Source organism: Levilactobacillus brevis, assembly GCA_021383565.1.
Classification (GTDB): domain Bacteria; phylum Bacillota; class Bacilli; order Lactobacillales; family Lactobacillaceae; genus Levilactobacillus; species Levilactobacillus brevis_B.
On the sequence record CP079699.1, the window covers coordinates 1,397,167 to 1,422,452 of the forward strand.

The following is a 25,286-nucleotide window of genomic DNA, read 5'->3' on the forward strand; positions in this document are numbered from 1 at the left end:
ATTCCCTTTTTCTTAAGTAACTGCTGGACTCGATAATTTCTTTGCAGTAGTACATTACAATAAATTTTAGTATAAACAGTTTTTGCCCAACTATTAGCACCATCAATTTTATAATAAGAAGCCATTCTTATAAACATCATATTAAGTTCTGATTCCAGCATCGTTAATTCAGATTTTTATCATACATTTCTATTATCATATTAAATTCATCATTATGAGGCTTTACTTTAAAGTTAGCGATCCCATTTACACCATGAGTATTATCGGAATAAGGGGCATACATGCCTAAGTAAAGATCCTTAATTCCAAGATTTTTACATAGTTGATTGAAACTTGTATTTTTGTAATCCGGTTCAGCATTATACCAATGTTGTTTAATCTTATTCCTGACGAATTGTCAAGTCAAGCGCAACTTTATTCCAAAGAAAATTTCTGATGGACTCTTCCAGCCTAAGACCTTACGTGGTCGGTTATTTAATGTTTCAATGAACTGACAGATATCTTGGTCAGTGAGTTGATCTAAATCAGTTCCTTTTGGGAAATACTCACGAATAAGACCATTTGTATTCTCGTTAGTTCCCCGTTGCTGTGGTGCGTGTGGATCTGGAAAATAGACCGGAATACCTAGCTCTTGACTAACTTCACGATATCTTGCGAATTCAGTCCCACGATCCGGCGTAAGCGTACGAACTCGTTTGGGCGTCACAGTATGCAATAAGTCAATCATAGCTTGTGTAACGTTCTTGGCGTTTACTTTGGAAACTCGTTGAGATAGTAAGTAACGTGATTTACGGTCCACCAACGTAACTAAAGCTGAACGTCCAGTCTTACCTCGAACGGTGTCACCTTCCCAATGGCCAAACCAGCTCCGGTTATCACACGACACTGGCCGCTCATGGACTGAAGGAACATCATTAAACCGCCCCCGTCGTTCATTGATTGTTCCTTTGACCTTGCGAGTTTTGCCACGATGGCGGAGTTTACGGGCAAAACCACGAGCGCCACGACTCTTACGTTTAATTCCCAAATTATCACGTTCAATTCCGCGATAAATGGTGTTGTAACTAATTCGCCATCCACTATTTTCGTGAAGTAAACGCCCTGAGATTTGTTCGGGAGACCATTGGTATTGAACGATGCAGCGAAGGACAAAATCTCGTAATTTCAGGTCAGTTAGGAGTCTAGGACGGCGGCTCTTCAGTCGGCGCCTTTGGTAGCTCTCTTGTGCTTTGACAGCTGAGTATGCATCACGACCGCCATTGCGTGTAACTTCACGTGATACAGTGGCTTTAGAACAGCCAATTTTCTCCGCAATAACTTGATAGCTATCGTTTAAAGTGACGCCTAACAGTATGCATTCTCGGTCTTTTAAGGTAAGATGTTTGTACGAACTCATAGCCTAAAATCTCCTTTAAATGATTGTTGTGGTGACTTCATTTTACAGGACTCAGGCTATGAGTTCCTTTTTTATCTTCTTACTTGTTGCACTTCAATTGTAAATTCGTCCTATTAGGAATATTTTGAGGAAATAGTGTATCGTACTTTTTTCTAAAGTATTTGGTTGATTCTTCAAGGCTAGATGCTTCTGAAGGATCATTTTTTATTTGATTATCTATTTGTTGCTGCATATTTTTGGCTAACTCTTTATCAGTTAGTCCTTTTACTATGCTTAATGCCTTAGTATGTGAATTCATTTTTTCATAAAAGAATAATAACTCAGCCCTGGCCTCAGTATTTTTCTGAAATATATATGTCAGATAAACCGATTGTTCTATAAATGCCCTTAATAATGTATCGGTCACATTAGTTAGACCATTATCTGTAAGAATTTTTATTGCCTTGGCATTTGATAATGCAGAATAATACAAAGAAATAATCGCTACATCACTCAGTGTTAATTTTTGCTTTGAAAATACAGAATTATCCTCAAATAATTTGTCAATTAATTTTTCGTTATCATCTATTGTTACTTCTAAACTCATATATTCTCCTCTAACTTCAAAAAGCACCCAGCTTTAATACTGGATGCTTTCATCATATGGCAAACATTTTGGCAAACAAACATGTAGTTTTTAATGAGTTGGTCACCTTTTAACACTGCCAAAATGCTGATACACCGCGATTCCAACTCTAAGTTACATTACCATCCTATTCCCATTCAATAGTCGAAGGCGGCTTACTCGTCACATCATAAAGTATGCGGTTCACGTGATCCACTTCGTTAACGATCCGCACGGAAATCGCCTGTAAGACGTCCCACGGAATGCGGGCGAAGTCGGCGGTCATGCCATCGATGGAAGTCACGGCGCGGATACCGACTGCATAGTCGTACGTCCGGCCATCCCCCATGACACCGACACTCTTGATGTTTGGTAAGACCGTAAAGTATTGCCAAATATCGCGGTCGAGGCCGGCCTTCTTGATTTCTTCACGCAAGATGAGGTCACTATCGCGGACGATTTGTAGCTTCTCCGGCGTGATTTCGCCTAAGACCCGAATCCCTAAACCAGGACCTGGGAATGGCTGACGCCACACGAGGGCACTCGGCATGCCGAGCTTTTCACCCAATTCACGGGCTTCATCCTTGAATAGCGAACGCAAGGGTTCAATCAACTGGAAGTGCATGTCTTCCGGTAAACCGCCCACGTTGTGGTGAGACTTGATGGTTTGCGCCGTATCCGTCCCACTTTCGATGACGTCGGTGTACAACGTCCCTTGGGCCAGGAAGTCGATCCCATCGAGCTTCTGGGCCTCGTCGTTAAAGACTTGGATGAACTCGTTACCGATGATCTTCCGTTTCTTTTCGGGTTCGGTGACGCCGGCCAGCTTACTCAAGAAGCGGTCCTGCGCGTCGACCTTAACGATGTTCAAGCCGAACTTGCCTTCCAGGCTATCCATAACTTGCTGGGCTTCACCCTTCCGCAGCAGACCGTGATCCACGAAAATACTGGTCAGTTGCGTGCCGATAGCCTTGTGCAACAGCACCCCGACCACGGAGGAGTCAACCCCACCGGACAAGCCGAGCAGGACGCGCTTATCGCCGACCGTCTCGCGGATGTGTTCGATTTGCAAGTCAATAAAGTCATCCATCGACCAGTTAGCTTCCGCGTGGCAGACATCAAAAGCAAAGTGCTTCAAGATTTCATTACCGTATTCCGTGTTCCGAACTTCTGCGTGCAATTGAATGCCGTAGAAGTTCCGGTCAACGTCTTGCATGGCAGAAATCGGGCAGTTTTCACTCGTTGCCACCCGTTCGAAGCCATCCGGCACTTGGGTCACCAAGTCGCCGTGGCTCATCCACACCGTTTGTTGCTTAGGCGTACCCGCAAATAGCTTGGCATCATCACTTAACACGGTGATTTCCGCCCGCCCGTATTCCCGGTTGTCGGCGGCTTCAACTTTCCCGCCATCCAAGTCGTAGGCCATCAGTTGCATGCCGTAGCAGATTCCCAAGATGGGAATGCCCAACTTATAAATCTCAGGATCGACGTTAAAGGCACTACTATCGTACACACTATTCGGTCCACCAGAGAAGATGATTCCCTTGGCGCCCCAAGCTTTAATCTCGACCGCACTCATCGTATGGGCCTTCAGTTCGGAGTAAACGCCCATGTCACGAATCCGGCGCGTAATCAATTGATTGTATTGACTTCCGAAGTCCAAGACGATAATCTTATCGAATTTGGACATATCCACGTTTGCCAAGCCATTCACCCTTTCTTCTTTCTCAACATTGTATCTATCATACCGATTTCTGAAACGCGGGTCAATCTAAATCTAACAGAAAAGCGGGAGAATTACTTCACCCGTTAATCGGTTGTGGGACTCCCTGCTACCAACGATTCCCCTGTAAATTCAGTCGGAGATGAAAGGTCGTCTGGCGGTCGATTCGCCGACGTTCCACCGCAACAAAGCCGTACTGGGCCGCCAATTTGGCCAACGCACTGCCCGGCCGGACATCGACGCCCATCGCTTGGGCGCCACTCAACCGAGCCCGATGAATCGCGTCACCCATCAGCCACTCATCGAACCATTTCTGCTGGTAGGTCTTCCCCCGATAGCGTCCGCGGACCGTCAACAGGTCCAAATACCACTCGTCCGGTCGCGCCCGCGGCGTCACCACCAGTTGCTGGGGCGGGGCCACCTGCAACCGGGCAAACAGCGCCGACCACTGATTATCCAGTGTCTGCTCTACCGCCGCTGGGTAGCCATACGCCACGCCCACGGCCACACCTTGATTCTGGTAAACGCGTGCCTGCGGGTAGCCATAGCGAAACTGCGGCTGGTGGTAGCCAACAAAGAGCAATTGCGACAACTGTTCCTTGCTCAGTCGCCGCAAGCGCCGTAGTTGCCGACGTTCCAGCTCGTGGAGCACCAGCATCGCCACCGAGTCGGCATCCACGATTGTTGCATCCCGTAACATGCCGCCACCTCCTAGTATTTCCGCAGTAACAAGCGATCCACCCGGTGATGGAACGTCTTGTGAATAATCATATCCGCCCGATTCCGCGTAGGCAGGATATACTCCTCTAGATTCTTCAAATCAATATCGTGCCACACCTGCTTGGCCTTAGCAATCGCCTGGTCATGCCCGCCAATCGCATACGGATAATAATAGTTCGTCGGGTCCTGAAAGGCCGTGTTCAGCAGCAAGTCGAAGCGCTCCAAGAACCAATCCTCGATTAGCCCCGGATCTGCGTCCACGTAGAGGGAGAAGTCCGTGAAATCACTGACATAAATCTGTTCATTGGTCGGCAACTGCAGGGTATTAATTCCCTCGACAATCAGCACGTCGGGGTGCACGATATAATCAAATTGTTCCGGCACAATATCGTAAATCTTATGCGAATATACCGGCGCCTTAATCAGCGGTTTACCAGCCTTGACGTCATTTAAAAATTGAATCAGTCCGGCCATATCGTAGCTCTCCGGGAACCCCTTGCGCGCCATGAGATTGCGCTTCTTCAGTTCCTCATTACTATACAGAAAGCCATCGGTCGTAATCAGTTGGATACGTTGTCCCTGAAAATAGTGATTCAGGAGAACTTCAAGCAACCGTGCCGTGGTACTCTTGCCCACGGCCACACTCCCCGCAATCCCAATGATAAAGGGCACCCGGTGAGGCTGACGCTGCAGGAACCGCGCCTTGTCCTGCTGGAGTTGTTGATAGTGGTCGAACTCCAGCCGCAGCAAGTGAATTAGTGGAATATAAATATCCTGCACATCTTGTAGCGAGATACGGTCATTAAACGCCTTAATCTGCCGCAAACTCTCCTGAGTCAACGGTAACGTCGCGTCATCGGAAAACGCTCGCCACTGCGCACGCGTAAAGGCATTGTAATTGATGGGATCTGACATGGGGACACCTCAACTTTTTCAGAAATAATTAGCCCCATTATACCGCAGATACGTCCCAATTCCTTATGCTTCGGTGATAAAAATGGTGGAATTCTTCCGCTTAAGAAATAGCAAAAGGGCTACCCGCCATAACTGGAAAGTAGCCCTCGTCATTGCAATCACGATTGACGCTGAGTCAACGTGATCACAAACACCCTGATGGAAATTTTTTATTTAAATTGTCATGGTCACCCAAACCGTTTGAGCGACACAGCATATCGAGGCTTGCGGACTCAACTAGGGCAAGCTTAACGCAACACCTCATACTCATCGGTCGGCACATCGCTCAGCAGCGGTGACATCTCGCCAACCGCCACCAGACTCAGCCGGTGCATCGCCCGCGAACAGATGGTGTAGAGCAATTGCCGCTCATCATCCGCCCCGTAGCGACTAGCTGAAGCGTGCCAAACGATGACGGCATCGAACTCCAACCCTTTGGCTAAGAACGATGGCACTACGATCACGCCGGGTGCCAGCCGTTGATTTTCCGACTGGATCAACGTGACCGCGACGTCCTGCGCCCGCAATTGCTCGGTCAGTGCTCGGCAATCTGCCAAGTCCTTACCAATGATCGCAGTCGTCTCGTCCTCGGCATTGTTCTGCTTGACCTGCGCGATGACGCGTTGCAGGGCTGCCTGCTCATCCGGTGCCACCGTGAGCGTCGGCAGTTCGCCTTCCCGATCAAAGGCCGTGACCGCCTCACCGTTTTTCAAAATATGCTTGGTGAAGTCGGTGACCTGTTGCGTGGACCGGTACGACTGCGTCAGCTGAACGACCTTGGTCTTATCCGGATCAAACATCGTACTGAGCTCCTGTAGCAGCGTGCGGCTATTTTCCTTGGTGAAAATGGCCTGATTCAGGTCCCCGAGCATCGTGAACCGTGCTCGTGGGAAACTGTACTTCAGAAAGGCCAGTTGGAAGGCGTTGTAGTCCTGAATTTCATCCAAGAAGACGTAACGCATGTCCCGTTCACCGGTCTTACCGGTCATCTTGTCGTAGAGGTACAGGTACGGCGTGGTATCGACCAGCTGCATGGTATGATCTCTGAGCTTGTCGATGGTCTCCTCCACACTCGCCTGCCAATCGGCCACGGTGATGTGATAATCCTGCAGATCGAGGCGGTTCGGCATGTCCCGCAGCATGTGCACGTACTGATTGTTAATGCTCAGGAACCGCGCCCGCACGATCGCCTTACGAATCGGGCTAAAGGCCTGCATGACCACCTTCCGCGCCAAGAACTGGAATTCCTTGTCGGCGGATTCAAATTCTCGCGGATCGTCCCCGTACAACGCATTCAACTGTTCACGGTCGAGGTCCTGAATTTTTTCTTCGACCCATTTTGTCCGCATTTCACTAGAGATCCGGCGATTCAGAATCCGAATCAGGGCTTCCTTGGTCGCCTGCAAGCGGTTGGCCAAGTGGTAGTTGCGGTTGAAGCTGTAGTAAATCTCTTGAATCTTTTCTTTCGGGATAAAGACTTTCCCGTTAAATTTAATATTGCGAAAGACCATATCGATACTTTCCAGGTGATCGGCGTATCCAGTCACGGCGTCGAAGAAGTCGAGGCTCCCCTTCAACCGGCTGATTCGGCGCTGGGCTGGCGTATTGACCTCGCCGAAGCGTTGCGCCAACGTCTCCACGTCAATCTTCGGTAGCCGGCGGCCCGCGTACTGGTAGTAGGTCATCTGGACCATGTTGTGCTCACCCAGTTCGGGCAAGACCTGGTCGATATAGTCGTTGAACAACTGGTTGGGCGAGAACAGCATGACCTGTCCGGCCGTCAAATGCCCCCGGTACCGGTATAGCAAGTAGGCTACCCGTTGTAAGATAGCCGCCGTCTTCCCGGACCCCGCGGCTCCCTGCACGAACAGCAAGTCGGACCCGGTGTCTCGGATAATCCGGTTCTGTTCCTTTTGGATGGTCGTCACGATACTCTTCATCTTGGTATCGGAGTGTTCACTCAGCGCCGACAACAACATCTGGTCGGTCACCGTCTGATCGGCATCGTACAGGGTGATGATCGTGCCATCCTCGATCTGAAATTGCCGCTTTAATTGAACGTCGACGGTCTGTTCCCCATCTGGCGTCTGATAGCTGACATTTCCCAGCTCACCATCGTAATAGATGCTCGAGATGGGCGCCCGCCAATCGTAGATGAGAAAATGATCGGGTGAATCGGAGAACGATCCCAGACCGATATAAATGGTCTCGGGCTTCGCCTTAACGCCTTCCTGAAAATCGATCCGGGCAAAGTACGCCTTCTTCTCCAAGCGTTTCAAGGTGCTCAACTCGGTCGTGGCGTGTTGCCAGCTATTCTGCCGTTCAGCCAACATCTGTTGTTGCTGCCGCACGGAGAGCGCCGTTTCCAGGATGCCTTCGTAACTGTCTGTCTTGATTCGTAAGTCATTGACAAAGTTCTTGCGAATGCCCGCCTCGTCATTTTCGGCAGAATCGATCCGCTTCTTGGATTCGGTTTGTGCGACCTTAATCTTCGCGACCACCGCATCTAAATGTTTTTGTTCATGAGCCTTAATTGAATCTGGCAAGCCAATCCCTCCTCGAATTAATGGGCTAATCAGTCATCCAAATCAGCAATCACTATGGCGTTCCGAGTTCCCGTACTCCCCCGTGGTGACCCGGATTAACCATAATAATTCGACTTTCAATTCTACACTTAATCCCCTTATAAATAAAGAAATGTGACCGGCTAAAGATTGAAAACTTGAAAACGCTGACTCATTCTCAACTGGTACAGTTTTGGGGGTATTAAATCACCTATTATGATCCACCTACGGCAGTCAGAAATTCCGGGGCTGTGGGGACCGCCTGCGGCCTAAGAAGCGGTCCTCCGGCTCGGTTTGAAACCTAGCAAAATTCGCCAGTCTCCAAACACGTCCCGCGCTGTAAGCTGACTTAAGACGTCAGCTAACACCGCTGTCACGGCTACCGCCATCTCTGGCTGCCCCCGGTTACGCCGAGTGAAAGCCACTGAATGTGTGGAGTCATCGCTGGTGTGGCAACGTTTGGTCAGTTTAATTGGATACATCCTCATGTAGCCGTGAGTGAATCAAATTTGGTCTCAGCCGTGGGATTTTCCAAGGGTTCTGCTTGGAAAATGGCGTCTTTGAGACGCGGGCTGACGGCTCAAAGCGAGGAACAAGACCGTTCTTTGGCTTGTCCCGTCCTGCCCACCGCGATCCAGACCAAATTTGGCGAACGGTAAGGCGGACGGCAACGACCACATATGATTGAGACTGACTATGCCTTGATCCACCAGGGCTACCAGTCACCTTTTGACTTTAGCGGCGGCTTAATTCCAGTTATCTGCCAATAACTTTGGTATACTTGAGGGGAAATTTTTTCGGGGGTGACTCTATGGATCAAGTTTCTCTATTAATTATCTTAACTGCCGCATTGGTGACGCCGCTCGTGATGGCGAAATTCAAGCTCACCGTCCTGCCGACCGCTGTCGTGGAAATCCTGGTCGGTATCATGCTGGGGCCCAGTCTCTTCAACGTGGTACACACCAACGCCACGTTGACTCTGCTCTCCAACACCGGGGTTATTTTTCTGATGTTTCTCAGTGGGATGGAGATTGACTTCAGTCTCTTCAATCGCCGCAAACAACCGCAGACACCACTAGCCGCCAAGGCCGCCGGCAACGCGCCCAAGTATTCGCCGGTCTTTATCGCGGTTAGTAGCTATGTGGCCATCGCCGCTAGCGCGCTACTACTGGGCTTTATCTGCCAGTGGACCGGTCTATTCAAGGACCCGTGGCTAGCTGCCATCATCTTCATGACCATTTCGCTGGGCATCGTCATCGCGACGCTCAAGGAAAAGGAACTCCTGAGTAAGCCCTTTGGTCAAACGGTGCTCCTAATTGCTGCTCTGGGGGAAATCGTGCCTCTCTTCGCCCTGACCATCTACGCCTCCATCTTCGGCAAGGGTGGCAAATCTCTATGGCTATTATTGTTGGTCTTCCTGGCGGCCGGGATTCTCTTCCGCCGGTTCAAACCGTTCTTCACCTTCTTCGAACGCATCAACAAGTCCACCACGCAATTGGACATTCGGCTCGCCTTCTTTCTGATCTTTAGCATGGTGGTCATCGCCGAATCCGTGGGCGCCGAAGGAATCCTCGGTGCATTCGTGGCCGGGATTGTGATGAAGCTTCTCCAACCCCAAGAGGACACGCGCACGCGACTAGACGGAATCGGCTACGGTTTCTTCATCCCGATGTTCTTCATGATGAGTGGAGTCGACTTAAACTTACGGACATTACTAGCCGATTCGGCGACGTTACTGCTGATTCCCGCCTTTCTGGTGGCTTACCTGCTGGCCAAGGCCGCGGTCTACTTCATCCTGCGGCTCCGTTTCAAGCGTGGCAATGCCTTCGCCGGTATGGCGATTACGTCCGCCACGATTACCATGGTTCTGGCCGTCTTGCAGGTCGCGAAGACCATGAATGTGGTCACTAGTCAACAGTCCGGCGCCTTCCTGCTGGCCGCCATTCTGACCTGCGTGCTGGGCCCGTTGCTGTTCAACACGGGCTACTCCGCCGAGGCCGAGGATCTGAAGAAATCCACGGTCCACTTCATCGGTACCAATTTACTCACGGTTCCCGTGGCTCAGCAGTTGGCCGATAGCTGGTATGACATCAGCATGTACACCGACAAGCCCGCGAACTACAAGACTTACAACTCCGAAGTCAACGTTTCTCTACTGGACTCACTGGACACCGACTACGTGACCAATCAGGACGTCTTCGATGCTGACATCGTGGTACTGGGGCACTTCAACGCCAACAAGAACTACGAGCTGGCCAAGGCGGCCAAGGCTTACGGGGTCAAACGCGTGATTGTCCGCTTCGAGGACCGCAACGTGCTGGACGAACGTGAAGACGAGCTGACCGACCTGGGTATCGAAGTCTACAACACGCCCAACGTCAACATCGCCATGTTGCGTAGCCTAATCGAAGCGCCAACCACACTCCGGCTGATGACGGCTTCAACCTCCGCCGTGTACGAAGTTGCCCTGCGCAACCGGCGCTACACCGACCAGCAGATTCGTAACCTGGACTTTGTGGGGGACGTCACCATCAGTCAAATCTTCCGCAACGGCCACTTTGTGCGGCCCACTGGGAGCACGCTGTTAAAATTCAACGACCGGATCATCTTTACCAGTACGCCAGAAAAAGCTCGTGAAATTCGGCGCGAACTAGGCATTCTGAACTAAAACTGTTACAATGAGACCCGCACCGTTGCTATTGGTCTGGACCTGATTTTCCTAACGACCAAGCACGTTGATTTAACACTTAAAAGGAGCGAATGACATGGCGACAGTTGAACTTTATTTGGTGCGTCACGGCCAAACCTTTTTGAACAAGTATTTCCGTATTCAGGGCTGGATTGATGCCCCACTAACCGACAAGGGCCTCGCCGATGCCAAACGTGCCGGCGAACGGCTGGCGAACATCCCCTTCGCCGCGGCCTACACCAGTGACATGTCACGGGCCAAAAAGACCGCCGAGATTATTCTGGCGGCTAACCAGCTTGATTCCCAATCCCTGCAAGTTGACCCCGCTTTCCGTGAAGAAAGCTTCGGGTTCTTCGAAGGCATGGACGAGGGCGAAACTTGGCACACCGTGGGTAGTCCTAAGGGTTTCCACACCTTTGATGACATGATCGCCGGGTTAACCATCGAGAAGACCAAAGACATGTTCCACGCCCAAGACCCGTACGGCGATGCCGAAGACAATGCCGCCTTCTGGGCACGTCTGCAACCGGGATTCGACCGCGCCATTGCGGCGGCCAACGACGGCGACAAGGTGCTTATCGCTACCCACAGCACCACCATCCGCAGTACGGTGTCGAAGTTCTCCAACATCGACGTGTCAATTCCCGTCGATAACGGCAGTATCACCAAGATTACCGTCACAGATGGCCAGTATCACGTGGACTATTACAATAATTCTGAAGGCACGCTTTAATGGCCTGCTACTAAACGAAGGACGCGCAACCAGCGAATGGTGGCGCGTCCTTTTTGCATGGGACGAATTGAAGATATGGACAAAAGTTAAGAAAGTTTAAATCTGGAGAGATTCAGTGCAACAAAAAATGGAAAATTTACATTAGTAGTAAGTAGAGCGTGGGACAAAAGGCGCTTAGTCGATGAGCATTTAGTTATTAGTTTTAAGCGGAACCGGCTGCCTTTTGGCGCACGTTTCGGCTATCTAAATTGGAACGCAAGGGTTTGGAAAGTTTTATCCCAAACTCTGGGGGCCTTGACTTGGCGGTGGATTTGAATGAAGCCACCAAACCCAGGAGTGCACAAAAAGCCCGAGAACCACACTGGCTCCCGGGCTTTACTTAAGGCGTGCTTTTCATTTATGGTGCCGAAACGTGTTCCGCGAGGCAGCCGGTTCCGCTTAACCCCATTCAGGCCAAAATCCAAAACCGGGATTTTAACCTGAATAACGTTAATGCTCGCCGACTCCCAGCCTCGCTCCACACTCTTATGACTTAATCAACGACGCTTCTTCCGCGCGTTGTCTGTACAACGACACCTCATCCTTCGCGGCGCGGACCCAGTGACGTGGGGAAATTTCGACTAAATGCCGTTCCTTACCGTCATTTTCACCACTCCCGTCGTAGGCAATCTCTTCCCGTGTCCGTTCGAACTCTGGATCGGGCACTGGGACGGCCGACAGTAGACTCTTGGTGTAGTCGTGTAACGGATGGGCGTAAATTTCGTCAGCGTCAGCGATTTCTAACATCCGGCCGTAGTGCATCACCCCAATACGATCGGAGATGTACTTCACCATCGACAAGTCATGGGCGATGAACAGGTACGTTAAGCCCTGTTCCCGTTGTAACTTCTTCATCAAGTTGACCACTTGGGCCTGAATCGACACGTCCAACGCGGAGATCGGTTCATCGGCAATCACGAACTTGGGGTTCACGGCTAACGCCCGGGCAATCCCGATCCGTTGCCGTTGCCCACCGGAGAACTCGTGAGGGTACCGGCTGGAGTGGTCCTTGTTCAGACCTACCGTTTCCAGCAAGTCCTCGACGCGTTTCGTCCGGTCGGCATCATCTTTGGCAAGGTGGTTGATATCAATCCCCTCGGCCACGATGTCCTTAACCTTCATCCGCGGATTCAGTGAAGCATACGGATCTTGGAAGATCATCTGCATCTCTTGACGAAAGTCATGTTGGTCCTGCTTACTGGTAAAGGAATCGACGTTCTTACCGTCAAACAAAATTTCACCAGAGGTTGGCTCGTACAGGTGAATAATCGCCCGGCCCGTCGTGGTTTTCCCTGACCCGGATTCACCAACTAAGCCAAAGGTTTCTCCCTTGTAGATGTCAAATGAAATGTCATCAACGGCGCGAACTTCATCAGCCTTGCCCACGTTGAAGTATTGCTTGAGGTGCTTGACCTCGAGGATTTTTTCGGCATTTTCGTAATCCATTATTGCTGTTCCTCCTCTTCTTCAATCGGCGTGGCTGACTTCTGAGCAGCTAGCCAGTCCTGCTGCATCTTGGCATACTTCTTCTGCCGTTCAACAATCTGTGCGGGTGGCGTCACCTTGGGCGCATTCGGATGCAGCAACCAAGTGGCCGCGTAGTGCGTATCGGAAACCTTGAAGAACGGTGGTTCCTTTTCGGTATCGATCTTCAGGGCGTACGCATTCCGAGCGGCAAAGGCATCCCCGGCCGGCGGATCCAGTAAATCCGGTGGCGTCCCAGGAATCGATGGCAAGGAATCACCACTCGAATCCAGCGTCGGCATCGAACTCAGCAAACCCCACGTGTACGGGTGCTTCGGGTTGTAGAAGATTTCATCGACGGTTCCGTACTCCACGATCTTACCCGCGTACATGACGGCAACCCGGTCGGCCATTCCGGCCACCACCCCTAAGTCATGGGTGATGAAGATGATCGACGTTGAAATCTTGTTTTGTAATTCCTTCATTAGGTTCAGAATCTGTGCTTGAATCGTGACATCCAGGGCCGTGGTTGGTTCGTCGGCAATCAGCACTTCGGGATAGTTAATCAACGCAATCGCAATCACGATCCGTTGCCGCATCCCACCGGAGAATTGGTGTGGATAGTCGTTGATCCGGTTTTCAGCATCCGTAATTCCGACTAACTTCATCATTTCCAAGGCTTGGGCCAACGCCTTTTCCTTCTTCATGCCCTTGTGAACCATCAGTGGTTCGGCGATCTGCCGACCAATCTTCATGGTGGGATCAAGCGAGGTCATCGGATCCTGGAAGATTTCGGCAATGTCTTGGCCCCGAATGGCTTGCATTTCCTTCTCGCTCTTCTTTAGTAAGTCCTGACCCTTGTAGAGAATCGAGCCACTGACAATGTCCGCGTTCGTCGCGTTCAGACCCATGATGGTCCGCGTGGTTACAGATTTACCGGAACCAGATTCCCCCACAATTGCTAAGGTTTCACCCTTCCGTAAATCCAAGTTAACGTCTCTGATTGCCTTAACGTCACCGGCATAGGTCTTGAAGTTAACTTGTAGATTCCGGACCTCTAAAATATCTTTTTCATTATCCATGACGTTATTTCACCTACTCTTTCGTCCGCGGATCGAATGCATCCCGTAGCCCATCACCCAAGAGGTTAAAGGCTAACATGATGATACACAAGATCAGTGCCGGCCACCACATCTGGTAAGGCAGGAACTGGAAGTTCTTTTGTCCATCATTCAGCAGGGTCCCCAAGGAAGCCTGTGGTGAGGAGATCCCGATCCCGATGTAAGACAGCGTGGCTTCGAAGAAGATCGCACTGGGGATGGTGAACATCGTGTTGATGATGATGACACTCGATAAGTTCGGTAAGAGATGCTTAAACGCAATCTTCCACGAACTCTCCCCCAACGTGCGGGCCGCTAAGACGTACTCTTGTTCCTTAATCTCCAAGGTTTGCGCTCGGACTAGCCGGGCCATGTTGACCCACGACGTTAACGCAATGGCGATGATGATTGAGGTCATCCCGGGTTTCAGAATCAAAATCAACAGGACGATAACAACCAAGTTAGGGATCGACAAGATGATTTCAATGATCCGTTGCATGATCGTATCCACCCGACCACCTTTCCAACCGGAGAACAACCCGTAGGTCACCCCGATGGTCAGGTCAAACAACGTCGCTACCAGAGCGATGATTAGAGAAATCCGCGTCCCGTACAAGACCCGGGAGAAGAGGTCCCGACCTAAGTAGTCGGTTCCCATGATGTAGTGCAAGCTGGAAGCCCCGGCTTGCTTGTAGGCGTCCACCCGTTCACCAGCCTGAACCAACGTTCCATTGAACCCGTTGATGTTCACGCCAGGAATCTTAGAAGGTAGGTTGGCGTATGAAGGATTCACGGCGTTGGGATTGTGCGGTGAGAAGAAGAGTGAACCAAAAGCCATAATGAAGATAATGCCCAAGATAATTAATGAGATCCAGGCGCCCCGGTTTTTCTTTAACCGCCGCCATGCATCCTGTGTAAAGGTTAGTGACGGTGCCGCAATCTTTTCACTATCTAAAGCCGCCCGGTCATCGGCCGTAATCGGCTTAAAGCTATCTTCTGGGAGTTTTACTGTATCTGCCATTTATTTACCTCCTAGTTAGCCTTTCCTGTGATCCGAATCCGTGGGTCAACGATTCCGTAGAGGATATCGGTGATCAACAGAACGACACATAACATGAATGAGTAGATGATCGTCAAGCCCATGATGGTTGGGTAATCGTTCGTCAAGACGGACTTCACGAATTGTTCCCCAATCCCGGGAATCGAGAAGATGTTTTCAACAACCATCGACCCGGTCATGATGTTAACCGCTAAGGGACCGACAATCGTAATCAGCGGAATCAAACTGTTCCGCAGCGCATGGTGGTAAATAACCCCCATCCGACTCAGTCCTTTAGCCTTGGCCAACTCAATGTAATCTGAACTCAACACGTCGACCATTTCCGTTCGGACGAACCGCGCCGACTCGGCTAACGGCGTCGCCCCTAACGCTAAGGTTGGCAATACCGTGTAGATAAAGCCGCCCCATTCGGCGATTGGGAACCAACCCAACTTCAGTCCTAAGTAGTACTGTAACAGCACGGCCAAGACGAAGGAAGGAATGGAAATCCCTAAGATTGAAACAACAGTTGTGGTGGTGTCGACCCATGTATTCTGTCGCATCGCGCCTAAAGCACCAATGATGATGCCGACAATGACCCCCAAGACCATGGCTTGCAGCCCAATCTGTAAGGAAGGTCCAATCCGACTCGAAAGCAGGTAGGACACGGGTTGGTCACTGAATTGGAATGATGTTCCGAAGTTACCTTTGACGGCACCTGCGAGGTACAGCAGGTATTGTTGCCAAACGGGCTTATCCAAGCCATATTGCTGGTAAATTAAGGCAATCTGACTCTTGGAAAGCTTGGCTTGGTTGGTCAATGGCGTCCCTGGTAACAACTTCATCAGGAAAAAGGTGACGGTAATCACGATGAATAAGGTCAGGATCAGGTAGAAGATCCGTTTTGCTAGGTACTTTGCCATTTGTTTACCTCTCAATCAGTAGACTTATTCGTTACCGTTAAGTTGTTAAGCTTAACAAGAATTATATGAAAACAACAAGACGATAAATGATTGCTAAATATCGAAAAGTAAGGACTAACTGCCTCGTTAATCCTTACTCCCCGATGTGACTATAAGGTTTGACTCTAACGCGTTATGCCGAATTTTAAATGCTGTTATTTGGCAATGTATGCCTTACTGAAGTCCCAGTTAGCGCCGGTTGGGAAGTAAATTACACCCTTAACCTTGGACTTAACCAGTTGTGACTTCCCTTGTTGGTAAAGTGGGATGATCCCTTGTTCCTTCATCAACGTCTTTTCAGCGTTTACCATGTCATTCCACCGTGCGCTCTGGTTGTTGGCATCCTTGCCATCAGCAGCGGCGATGTCCTTGTCATAGGAACTGTTCTTCCATTGACCACGGTTGTATGAGTTGGTTGATGTGAACATTTCGAGGAAGGAAATAGCATCTGGGTAATCAGCACCCCAGCCAGAAACTACGGCTTGGAATTGACCATTTTCAGAACGGCTCAACCGCGTCTTGAATGGTAAGTTGGAGTTGGTTACCTTGATGTTGCCCAGCTTAGACCATTGACTCTGTACGAATTCAGTGGCGTTCTTACCAGCTGGCGTGTCATCGGCCATCAAGGTTAAGTTGTAACTTGAACGACCCGTTTCCTTCAAGGCTTCCTTCCACAGCTTCTTAGCCTTGGTTAAGTTCTGTGAGTAAGCTGAAGGTACAGCGGCTGCCGTCGTGAAGTCTTGACCCTTGTAGGTCGCTAATCCGGTGGAAACCAGACCCTTAGCTTGGGAAGAGCCATCGGCTAAGACCTTGTTAACGAATTGCTTCCGGTCAATGGCCAGTGATAAGGCTTGACGGGCCTTCTTGTTCTTCATCATACTGTCTTTCCGTTGGTTCAGTTCAATGTAGAAAGTCGAGGCCCCCTTACGTTCAACGTATTGCTTACTGTTCTTGTAGTTCTTTGGTTGTTGACCACTCAAGTAAGTTGCGTCCAGTTTACCACTCTGGTATTGACTCAGGGCAGTTTGTGGTTCCTTTATCGTCTTGAAGTTAATCTTCTTCAGTTTAACATTTTTGGCGTTCCAGTACTTAGTGTTTTTACTCAACGTCCAGTTATCAGAAGTCCCGGTCCAGTAAGTCAGCTTGAAGGGTCCGTTGTAAACGTTACTCTTGGCGTTCGTCGCGTACTTCTTACCGTACTTCTGAACGACTGATTGATCTTGTGGGAAGAACATTGGGCTGGCCGCTAAGGATGGGAAGTAGCTCGTAGCTTGTGTTAACGTGACGACTAACTTGTAGTTACCCTCTGCCTTAACCCCTAAGCTAGATACCGGCTTCTTACTCTTCATGATTTCGTTGGCGTTCTTAACGGGCGCGTACATGTAAGCGTATTGTGAAGCGGTCTTAGGGTTGACGGTCCGTTGCCAGGCATACACGAAGTCTTTGGCAGTAACTTTATCACCGTTACTCCAGTTGGACTTCCGTAAGTTAAAGGTATAGGTCTTCCCGTCTTTAGAAACTTTATAGCTCTTGGCAACCCCAGGGTGAATGCTACTCTTCTTACCGAAGCGTAACAGACCTTCACCGGTGTTGTTTAAAGTTTCACCGGAAACCACGTCGGTTGCGGTGGAAGAATCCATGGATGGTAAGGCGGAACTTTCCATCCAGTTCAACGTTTGTTTACTTGCTTGACTGGAACTGCTCGACGATGACCCACACGCTGCGAGCAAGACTGCCGCGAACGTAGCCACCGTCCCGAGTTTGACTGCCGAATTGATTTTCATTAATATCCAACCCCTCTATGTGTTGTATGTGAAATAAATTGACATCCTCAAATTTGATGTTTCCAATTGTATATTAGAAAACCATTAAAATCAATGGTAAAAACTAATAAAATTTAAATATGCAATTACAAATGCCGTTAAATCAACGTTTGTCGTGTAAAAATAAAATTAAAAATCGTATTTTTTCTCATTTTGATGATAAATTTAAGATAACGCTTACATAAATATTTACCTATTATACATTCACTACGCAATTATCCCCCTGCCGAAATCGTTCGCTAATCCTAGACCGCCTCGCCAGTCCCTTACTCATGAACTTGCACGCTCTAGTCGATCGACTAGGGTAGCAATGGCCACAGAGATTAGTCCCTTTTTTTAATCGGGAAACTGGCTACCCTAACCCCCTCTAAATCATCGTCGACCTCAGCCTTTGTCACGCCACTAGCGACTACATCTCCTCTTAATTCCAAACTGAAGTGGCGGCTAATATACAATTTATGACGCCAGCGGCTTTATGAGAAAACTGCCACCACTTTTTCCCGAGACCGCCATCGCTACACTGCGACTTAAACCGGTTTAAAATCAGCTAAACGCCCTTTATCGCGTTTGTCCGTCTTGCGATGCCTAACTATTATTAAATGACGTACACAGCCATTCACTGCCGTTCACGACTTTCTTGCTAATAACTTCAAGGTTGAAAGCTCGCGAACACGTGCCAGCCTCCCCACAGTAGTCCAGACCAAATTTGGCGAACAGTAAGGCGGTCAGTCTTATCACACTATGGATTCTAGCTATTTCCTAGTTTTTACCCTTCAGCAAATAAGCATAAAAAGGTCCCCAGTAGGCAGGGACACCTTCTGGGGACACATCGTTGACTCGGCTTTACTTCGCCAACGTTAGGACTAATTTACTTTTTAGAATGCGGCTTACTTCGCAACGTAAGCGCGGCTGTAATCCCAGTTCGCACCGACTGGAAAATAAACGACGCCCTTGACTTTAGACTTGACCAGCTGCGGCATCCCCGTTTGGTAAACTGGAATGATCCCTTGGTCCTTCAACAGAACTTTCTGGGCATCCACCAGATTCTGCCACCGCGCACTTGGCCGGTTAGCATTCTTAATCGTGGCTTGGTCGATCAACTTGTCATAACTCTTGGAAGACCATCTTCCGTTGTTGTAAGTATTGCCGGTCGTGAACAAGGACAGATCGGTGATTGGGTCTGGGAAGTCGGCACTCCAGCCACTGACGACAGCCTGGAATTGACCATTCTGTGACCGAGACAACCGGGTCTTGTACGGAATATTCGAGTTCGTAACCTTGAAATTATCCAGCTTACTCCACTGGCTTTGAATGTACTCGGTCGCTGACTTACCGGCTGGCGTGTCATCGGCCAACAAGGTTAGGCTGTAACTCGTCCGCCCAGTCTCCTTCAGCGCCTGATTCCAAAGCTTTTGCGCCTTGGCTAGATTGTAAGAGGTTGCTGACGGAACGGTTGCTTCCTTGGCAAAGTCCTTACCATCACGAATAGCTAGCCCGGTCGACACAATCCCGGTAGCAGGCGTAGAGCCATCTTGTAAGACCTTATTGACGTATTGCTTTCTGTTCAGCACCATGGATAACGCCTGGCGAGCCTTAGTATTCTTCAGCATGGTATCCTTGCGCTGGTTCAGCTCAACGTAATTAATCCGGGAACTCTTACGTGAATGGAATTCCTTATCGTTCTTGTAGTTTTTCGGTTGTTGCCCACTCAGTGAGATAATATCCAGCTTACCACTCTGGTATTGACTGAGAGCGGTCTGGGGATCCTTAACGGCACTGTACTTGACGTGCTGAAGCTTAACAACCTTTGCGTTCCAGTACTTCTTATTCTTGGTCAGCGTCCAGTTGTCAGAGGTCCCGGACCAGGACGTCAACTTGAATGGCCCGTTGTAAACATTCTTCTGGGCGTTGCTGGCAAACTTACTGCCATATTTCTCAACGGCCCCCTGATTAACGGGGTAGAAACATTGCTGCGCCACCAACGTCGGGAAGTAGCTGACGGGGTGGGCCAAAGTTACGACCAACTTGTAGTCGCCATCCTGCTTGACGCCTAACGTCGACGGGGCTTTCTTCCCGTTCATAATCGCATTAGCATTTTGAATGTCAGCGTACAGGTAGGCGTACTGGGAACTGGTCTTTGGCGCAATGGTTCGCCGCCAAGAGTAGACGAAGTCATGTGCCGTCAGCTTTTCACCATTACTCCACTGAGATTTACGCAGGTTAAACGTGTAGGTCAACCCGTCCTTAGACTTGTGGTAGCTCTTTGCCAACCCCGGTAAGGTTTTGCTATTTTTACCGAAACGCAACAAGCCCTCACCCGTATTGTTTAGTGTCTCACCGGAAATAATATCCGTCGCCTTGGCATTATCCATCGAAGATAGCGCCGAGGTCTCCATCACGTGAATCGTTTGATCCTTGGCCTCGTTGGTCTTTGAGCTGGTTCCGCACGCTGCTAACGCTAGCGTCGCGATGCCGGCCACCGCACCTAATTTGGCAATTGATTTAATCCTCATATAAATTCCGACCCCTTCACAAATTAACCGCTAGTAACATAACGTTGAATAACATGTTAAATTACAAAACGATTAGAATCAATAGTGAATTTTAATATTAGTGATTAACCCCGCTCACAAATACCGCAAACATGGGGAGCCAGAGTTGAAAAATAATTTATTATCACCCAATTCATTCGGAAATGTCGCCCAAAAAGCGCCTAGAAGTCGTGCACAACTTCTAGGCGCTTTAAAGACTAGGCCACGGTGGACCCGATTTAATTCAACGCTTCATTATTTACCAATGTAAGCCCGGCTGAAGTCCCAGTTCGAGCTGACAGGGAAGTAAATGACCCCTTTAACCTTAGACTTCACCAGTTGTGGCTTCCCACTTTGAGAAACCGGAATGATCCCTTGGTCTTTCAATAAGATCTTTTGGGCATCAATCAGGTTTTGCCAACGGGCAGCTGGCTTATTGGCATTCGTGGTCGTGGCCTCGTTAATCAGCTTGTCGTAAGTCTTGTTCGACCACTTCCCGTTGTTGTAGGAGTTATCGGACGTGAACAACGACAGATCGGTGATTGGGTCTGGGAAGTCGGCGCCCCAGAGCGTGACGACAGCATCAAATTGGCCAGACGCAGACCGTGACAACCGGGTCTTGTATGGCAAATTAGAGTTGGTGACCTTGAAGTTATCCAGCTTGGACCACTGACTCTGAACGTATTCGGTCGTACTCTTCCCTTGCGCCGTATCATCGGCCATCAAGGTCAGCGAGTAGCTCTTCCGGCCCGTTTCCTTCAAAGCTTCCTTCCACAACTTCTGTGCCTTGGCGACGTTGTGTTCCGTTGCGGCTGGGATCGTGCCTTCCTTGGCAAAGTCCTTACCGTTACGGATGGCTAAGCCGCTGGTGACGATTCCCGTAGCAACCTTAGAACCATCGTCCATCACCTTGTTGACGAATTGCTTCCGGTTCAAGACCAGAGACAAGGCTTGCCGGGCCTTTCGGTTCCGCATCATTGAATCTTTCTTTTCGTTTAATTCGATGTACGTTACCCGAGAGCTGTTCCGGGCATGGTAATCCTTATTGTTCTTGTAGTTCTTCGGCTGTTGGCCACTCAGGTAAATCGCGTCGAGCTTGCCACTCTGGTATTGGCTCAAAGCCGTCTGTGGGTCCTTGACCGCACTGAACTTAATTTGATGGAGCTTAACCTTCTTGGCATCCCAGTACTTGCTGTTCTTCGTCAGCGTCCAGTTGTCAGACGTCCCCGTCCAGTACGTCAGCTTGAAGGCCCCGTTGTAGACGTTGTTCTTGGCATTCGTGGCGTACTTCTTGCCGTACTTCTTCACAACCGTTTCATTTTGAGGGAAGAAGGCCGTTTGGGCCACTAAGGTTGGGAAGTAGCTGACAGGATGAACCAAGGTGACTTTGACCTTGTAATCCCCAACTGCCTTGATCCCCAGCGTGGAGACGGGCTTCTTCCCCTTCATAATGGCGTTGGCGTTCTGGACATCCGCGTACAGGTAGGCGTATTGAGACCCCGTCTTCGGGTTGACCGTGCGTTGCCAGCCGTAAACAAAGTCTTGAGCGGTCACTTTATCGCCGTTACTCCAGTTGGACTTCCGCAGGTTAAACGTGTACGTCTTCCCGTCTTTAGATTTGGTGTAGCTCTTGGCTACGCCGGGATGGGTGCTACTATTTTTTCCAAACTTCAGTAACCCTTCACCCGTATTGTTCAACGTTTCACCGGAAACCACATCGGTGGCCAACGAATTATCCATCGTTGGTAAGGTAGAACTTTCCATCCAATTCAAAGTTTGGTTCTTAGCTTGCTTGTTACTACTTGAAGACGTGCCACATGCGGCTAACGAAATCGCTGCTAGCGTGGCCACCGTCCCTAATTTGACGATTGACTTAACCTTCATAAAATTCCGACCCCTCTAAATATGTATTTCTACCGCTGTGTACCTTAAAGCTGACCTCTCTTGTGCCAACCCTCAAGGCCCACAACGGATGACCCACGTTGCCATCGCAACAGCAACTATTTTAGATTAAAATTAGATTAGAATCAATACCATTTCTTAATTTATCAACATTTTTTTGCTAACCAGGTAACCAAATGAACTTGATTTAGCTTTCTAAGTAATCGTAAAAAGCAGCGTCAACCACTGTAAGATCAGCGTTTATAGATCATAGATCCTATCTCTCCCACAACTAACTCTGAATATTAAATTATACTCATCTCTAACTGAATGTCTTACTTGCTTCCCCTCATCGTTGACGCAATCACTTCGTTCATTTACGCCCAGTTCCCCAGCTAATCTTTATTCGCTCCTGAGCAAACATGTTATACTCAAGTCATAGACTTTAAAGGAGGGTGATCTTTTGGAAGAAACCCCACGAACACCCGTCATTACCATTGGGCTAAACGCTGGTCAATCCACGTTTAACTATTCCATGACGGAGCTGAGAAACTTGGTGGAGGCCAACAACATGACCGTGGCTGAGGAGATTCAACAGTCTCTGACGAAGCCCAACCCTGGGACTTATTTCGGAACGGGAAAGGTCGAGGAATTGGCGACAATCGTGGCCGACGACGGTGTCAACATCATCGTAGTCAACGACGAGCTGACCCCGAGTCAGATTCGGAATCTGGAGAACGGCACCAAGGCCAGAATCATCGACCGGACCGGCTTGATTCTAGAAATCTTTGCGAACCGTGCCCAGTCACGTGAAGCCAAGTTGCAGGTGCAATTGGCCATGCTCCAATACCAACTGCCCCGCCTACACACCAGCGCGTCTCAACGGTTGGACCAACAGACTGGTAGCGGTGGCGGCGGTGGCTTCACCAACCGTGGTTCCGGTGAGTCACAGACTGAAATGAGTCGGCGGACCATCCAACGGTCGATCAACCACGTCAATCATGAATTAAAGGAAATCAATCAGGCGGCGGCCACCCAGCGGCAACAACGAGAACGCAATCAGCTTCCTTCCGTTGCGCTGGTCGGCTACACCAACGCCGGAAAATCAACCTTGATGAACGCCCTCGTCCGCGAATTTGGCAAGAGCGAGGACAAGCAAGTCTTCGTTAAGGACATGCTCTTTGCCACGCTGGACACCAGCGTTCGCCAACTGGTCTTTCCCGATCAAAAGAAACTGTTGCTCAGCGATACGGTCGGCTTCGTCAGCCAGCTGCCAACCCAACTGGTCAAGGCCTTCCGTTCCACGTTGGCCGAGGCAGCTAGTGCCGATCTGCTGGTTCAGGTCGTGGACTACGCCGACCCAAACCGCGAAGCCATGATGGCCACCACGGAGAAGACCTTGGAAGAGATTGGCGTGACCGATGTGCCAATGATTACCGTCTTCAACAAGGCCGATTTGACCGAAGCCAGCTACCCTAGCCGCGTGGGTGATCAACTCATCTTGTCGGCCAAGGACCCCGACTCTGTCGCATTGTTGGTCAAGGCCATGAAGGAAAAGGTCTTCCACGACTACGTGACGGCTAACTTCCTGGTGCCCTTCTCAGACGGTGAAATCGTGTCGTACTTAAACGAAAACGCTAACGTCCTCGACACCAGCTACGAAGCGGAGGGAACCGCATTGAAAGTTGAGCTCCAGCAGGCCGACTTCGATCGTTTCCAGAAGTTCGTGGTCACGGACTAGCGCCTAAATAACCCATCATCAGCCACCAAGACACATGTGCTTGGCGGCTTTTTGTTTTTTCATCCGCCTTCCGTTCGCAAAATATGAGCTGGATCGCGGTGGGGAGGACGCCCCGAGCCTGAGGAGCGGTCTCGGGACTCGCTTGGAACCGCCAAAGACCGGCGTTTCCAAGTCGCCATTCCCTAACCGGCTTGACCCGCCGCTAAGGGAATCCCACGGCTGAGCTCATATTTTGCTTCACTCACGGCTACGATAGCTTTTACCACGGATTTGGGTGCTGTAGCTCGCCAGCTCGTAACGTGCTTCCAGCTTATCTGACGTTCAGTGCCCTCACCGTCAATGCCGGAGGAGGCCAGTAATGGAGCCAGCCGTGACAACGGTGTTAGCTGGCGTATTCTGCCAGCTTAGACCGTGGGACGCCTTGAGAGACTGTCGGGCTTTGACAGGCTTTCAAGCGAGCTGGAAGACCGCTCTTTGTCTGGAAGCGGTCCCCACAGCAGGCGGAATTGCTGGCAGCCGCAGGCATAGTGGCATGGGGACGCTGAACGGCAGGCGGAATGCTTAGGACTACCGTAAAAGGAAACAAAAAACAGCGACTGACAGCTCCCCCATTTCAGGGAACCATCAGTCGCTGTATGATTTAAGCCATTTTAAGCCTGCCGTTTCTCCAAGTACCGTGACAGCAAGGATAGTAAGTAGCAGACGATGAAGTACATGAGCGCAATCGCCACGAACATCGGAATAATGTAGTTGGTGTTTTGCCCGTAAATAATCTGGGAGCGGAACAGCATTTCTGGCAATAGAATAATCGTCGCCAGTGACGTGTCCTTGACCAGTGAGATGAATTGACTAACGATGGCTGGAATCATCTTGACCAGCGCTTGCGGTAAGACGATGTGCCACAGGCCTTGCCAGTATGTCAGCCCGTTGGCCCGCGCCCCTTCCATCTGACCGGGATCGACCGCTTGAATCCCCGAGCGCACAATTTCAGCGAGCATCGTGGATTCGAAGATGGTCATGGCCAAAATGGCCGCCGGAATCACTTCGGGTTTGACCCCTAAATTGGGTAAACCGAAGTAGGTGAAGAAGAGAATCAACAGCAGTGGCAAGTTCCGAATCACATCGATGACGAAACCCACAACCGCCGACACGTATTTAATCTTAACGTAGCGAATGACCCCCAGCACCGACCCGATAATAAAACTACCGATGATGGAAATCACCGAAACCAAAATCGTTATCCATAAGCCCCCGAGCAGGTAGTGTAAGTTTTCGGGAGAATAGGCATCAATAAAGTTCTGCAACATAATTATTCTCCTCCCC

General features: G+C 49.8%; 17 protein-coding genes. 3 read left to right on the forward strand and 14 right to left on the reverse strand.

The features are described from left to right. Positions 1–397: 397 nt before the first annotated feature. The 6 genes from KB236_06565 to KB236_06590 form a co-directional block, all read right to left on the reverse strand. Positions 398–1,396, reverse strand: a complete 999-nt coding sequence (locus tag KB236_06565) for an IS30 family transposase (protein UIF28218.1) — start codon at positions 1,394–1,396, stop codon at positions 398–400. Positions 1,397–1,475: 79 nt separating this feature from the next. After that, complete coding sequence (locus KB236_06570) at positions 1,476–1,982, reverse strand: hypothetical protein (protein ID UIF28219.1); 507 nt, start codon at positions 1,980–1,982, stop codon at positions 1,476–1,478. Positions 1,983–2,148: 166 nt separating this feature from the next. Further along, the gene (gene guaA / locus KB236_06575; GenBank protein UIF28220.1) at positions 2,149–3,690 is read right to left on the reverse strand and encodes a glutamine-hydrolyzing GMP synthase; all 1,542 of its coding nucleotides are present in this window, start codon (positions 3,688–3,690) and stop codon (positions 2,149–2,151) included. Between the two features lie 142 nt (positions 3,691–3,832). Further along, a complete protein-coding gene (locus KB236_06580; GenBank protein UIF28221.1) occupies positions 3,833–4,423 on the reverse strand; it encodes a hypothetical protein in 591 nt (196 codons plus the stop codon). Between the two features lie 11 nt (positions 4,424–4,434). Further along, the gene (gene coaA / locus KB236_06585; protein ID UIF28222.1) at positions 4,435–5,358 is read right to left on the reverse strand and encodes a type I pantothenate kinase; all 924 of its coding nucleotides are present in this window, start codon (positions 5,356–5,358) and stop codon (positions 4,435–4,437) included. A gap of 287 nt (positions 5,359–5,645) precedes the next feature. After that, a complete protein-coding gene (locus tag KB236_06590; protein ID UIF28223.1) occupies positions 5,646–7,943 on the reverse strand; it encodes an AAA family ATPase in 2,298 nt (765 codons plus the stop codon). An 829-nt stretch (positions 7,944–8,772) separates the two neighbouring features. On the opposite strand from KB236_06590, the gene KB236_06595 reads away from it, so the two are divergent. Both KB236_06595 and KB236_06600 read left to right on the forward strand, forming a co-directional pair. After that, on the forward strand, positions 8,773–10,629 hold the full coding sequence (locus KB236_06595) for a cation:proton antiporter (GenBank protein UIF28224.1): 1,857 nt from the start codon (positions 8,773–8,775) through the stop codon (positions 10,627–10,629). A gap of 97 nt (positions 10,630–10,726) precedes the next feature. After that, positions 10,727–11,383, forward strand: coding sequence for a histidine phosphatase family protein (locus tag KB236_06600; protein ID UIF28225.1), 657 nt, complete (start codon positions 10,727–10,729; stop codon positions 11,381–11,383). A 525-nt stretch (positions 11,384–11,908) separates the two neighbouring features. On the opposite strand, the gene KB236_06605 is transcribed toward KB236_06600, so the two are convergent. From KB236_06605 to KB236_06635, 7 genes are all read right to left on the reverse strand, one after another. Continuing rightward, complete coding sequence (locus KB236_06605; protein ID UIF28226.1) at positions 11,909–12,868, reverse strand: ATP-binding cassette domain-containing protein; 960 nt, start codon at positions 12,866–12,868, stop codon at positions 11,909–11,911. Continuing rightward, the gene (locus KB236_06610) at positions 12,868–13,968 is read right to left on the reverse strand and encodes an ABC transporter ATP-binding protein (protein ID UIF28227.1); all 1,101 of its coding nucleotides are present in this window, start codon (positions 13,966–13,968) and stop codon (positions 12,868–12,870) included. Before KB236_06610 ends, KB236_06605 begins: the two co-directional genes overlap by 1 nt. Before the next feature lie 13 nt (positions 13,969–13,981). Next, a complete protein-coding gene (locus KB236_06615; GenBank protein UIF28228.1) occupies positions 13,982–15,007 on the reverse strand; it encodes an ABC transporter permease in 1,026 nt (341 codons plus the stop codon). An 11-nt stretch (positions 15,008–15,018) separates the two neighbouring features. Further along, positions 15,019–15,948 carry an ABC transporter permease gene (locus KB236_06620; GenBank protein UIF28229.1) on the reverse strand — a complete coding sequence of 310 codons (930 nt, stop codon included), beginning with the start codon at positions 15,946–15,948 and terminating at the stop codon, positions 15,019–15,021. A gap of 194 nt (positions 15,949–16,142) precedes the next feature. Next, entirely contained in the window at positions 16,143–17,771 is a 1,629-nt protein-coding gene (locus tag KB236_06625) for a peptide ABC transporter substrate-binding protein (protein ID UIF28230.1), read from the reverse strand. A 926-nt stretch (positions 17,772–18,697) separates the two neighbouring features. Continuing rightward, entirely contained in the window at positions 18,698–20,323 is a 1,626-nt protein-coding gene (locus tag KB236_06630; GenBank protein ID UIF28231.1) for a peptide ABC transporter substrate-binding protein, read from the reverse strand. Between the two features lie 273 nt (positions 20,324–20,596). Continuing rightward, the gene (locus KB236_06635; protein ID UIF28232.1) at positions 20,597–22,225 is read right to left on the reverse strand and encodes a peptide ABC transporter substrate-binding protein; all 1,629 of its coding nucleotides are present in this window, start codon (positions 22,223–22,225) and stop codon (positions 20,597–20,599) included. 460 nt (positions 22,226–22,685) lie between these two features. Between KB236_06635 and hflX the strand changes: the two genes are divergently transcribed. Further along, positions 22,686–23,963: a GTPase HflX gene (hflX, locus tag KB236_06640; protein ID UIF28233.1), complete on the forward strand. Its 1,278-nt coding sequence runs from the start codon at positions 22,686–22,688 to the stop codon at positions 23,961–23,963. A 650-nt stretch (positions 23,964–24,613) separates the two neighbouring features. Here the strand turns inward: hflX and KB236_06645 are convergent. Next, positions 24,614–25,267, reverse strand: coding sequence for an amino acid ABC transporter permease (locus KB236_06645; GenBank protein UIF30314.1), 654 nt, complete (start codon positions 25,265–25,267; stop codon positions 24,614–24,616). Positions 25,268–25,286: the final 19 nt, after the last annotated feature.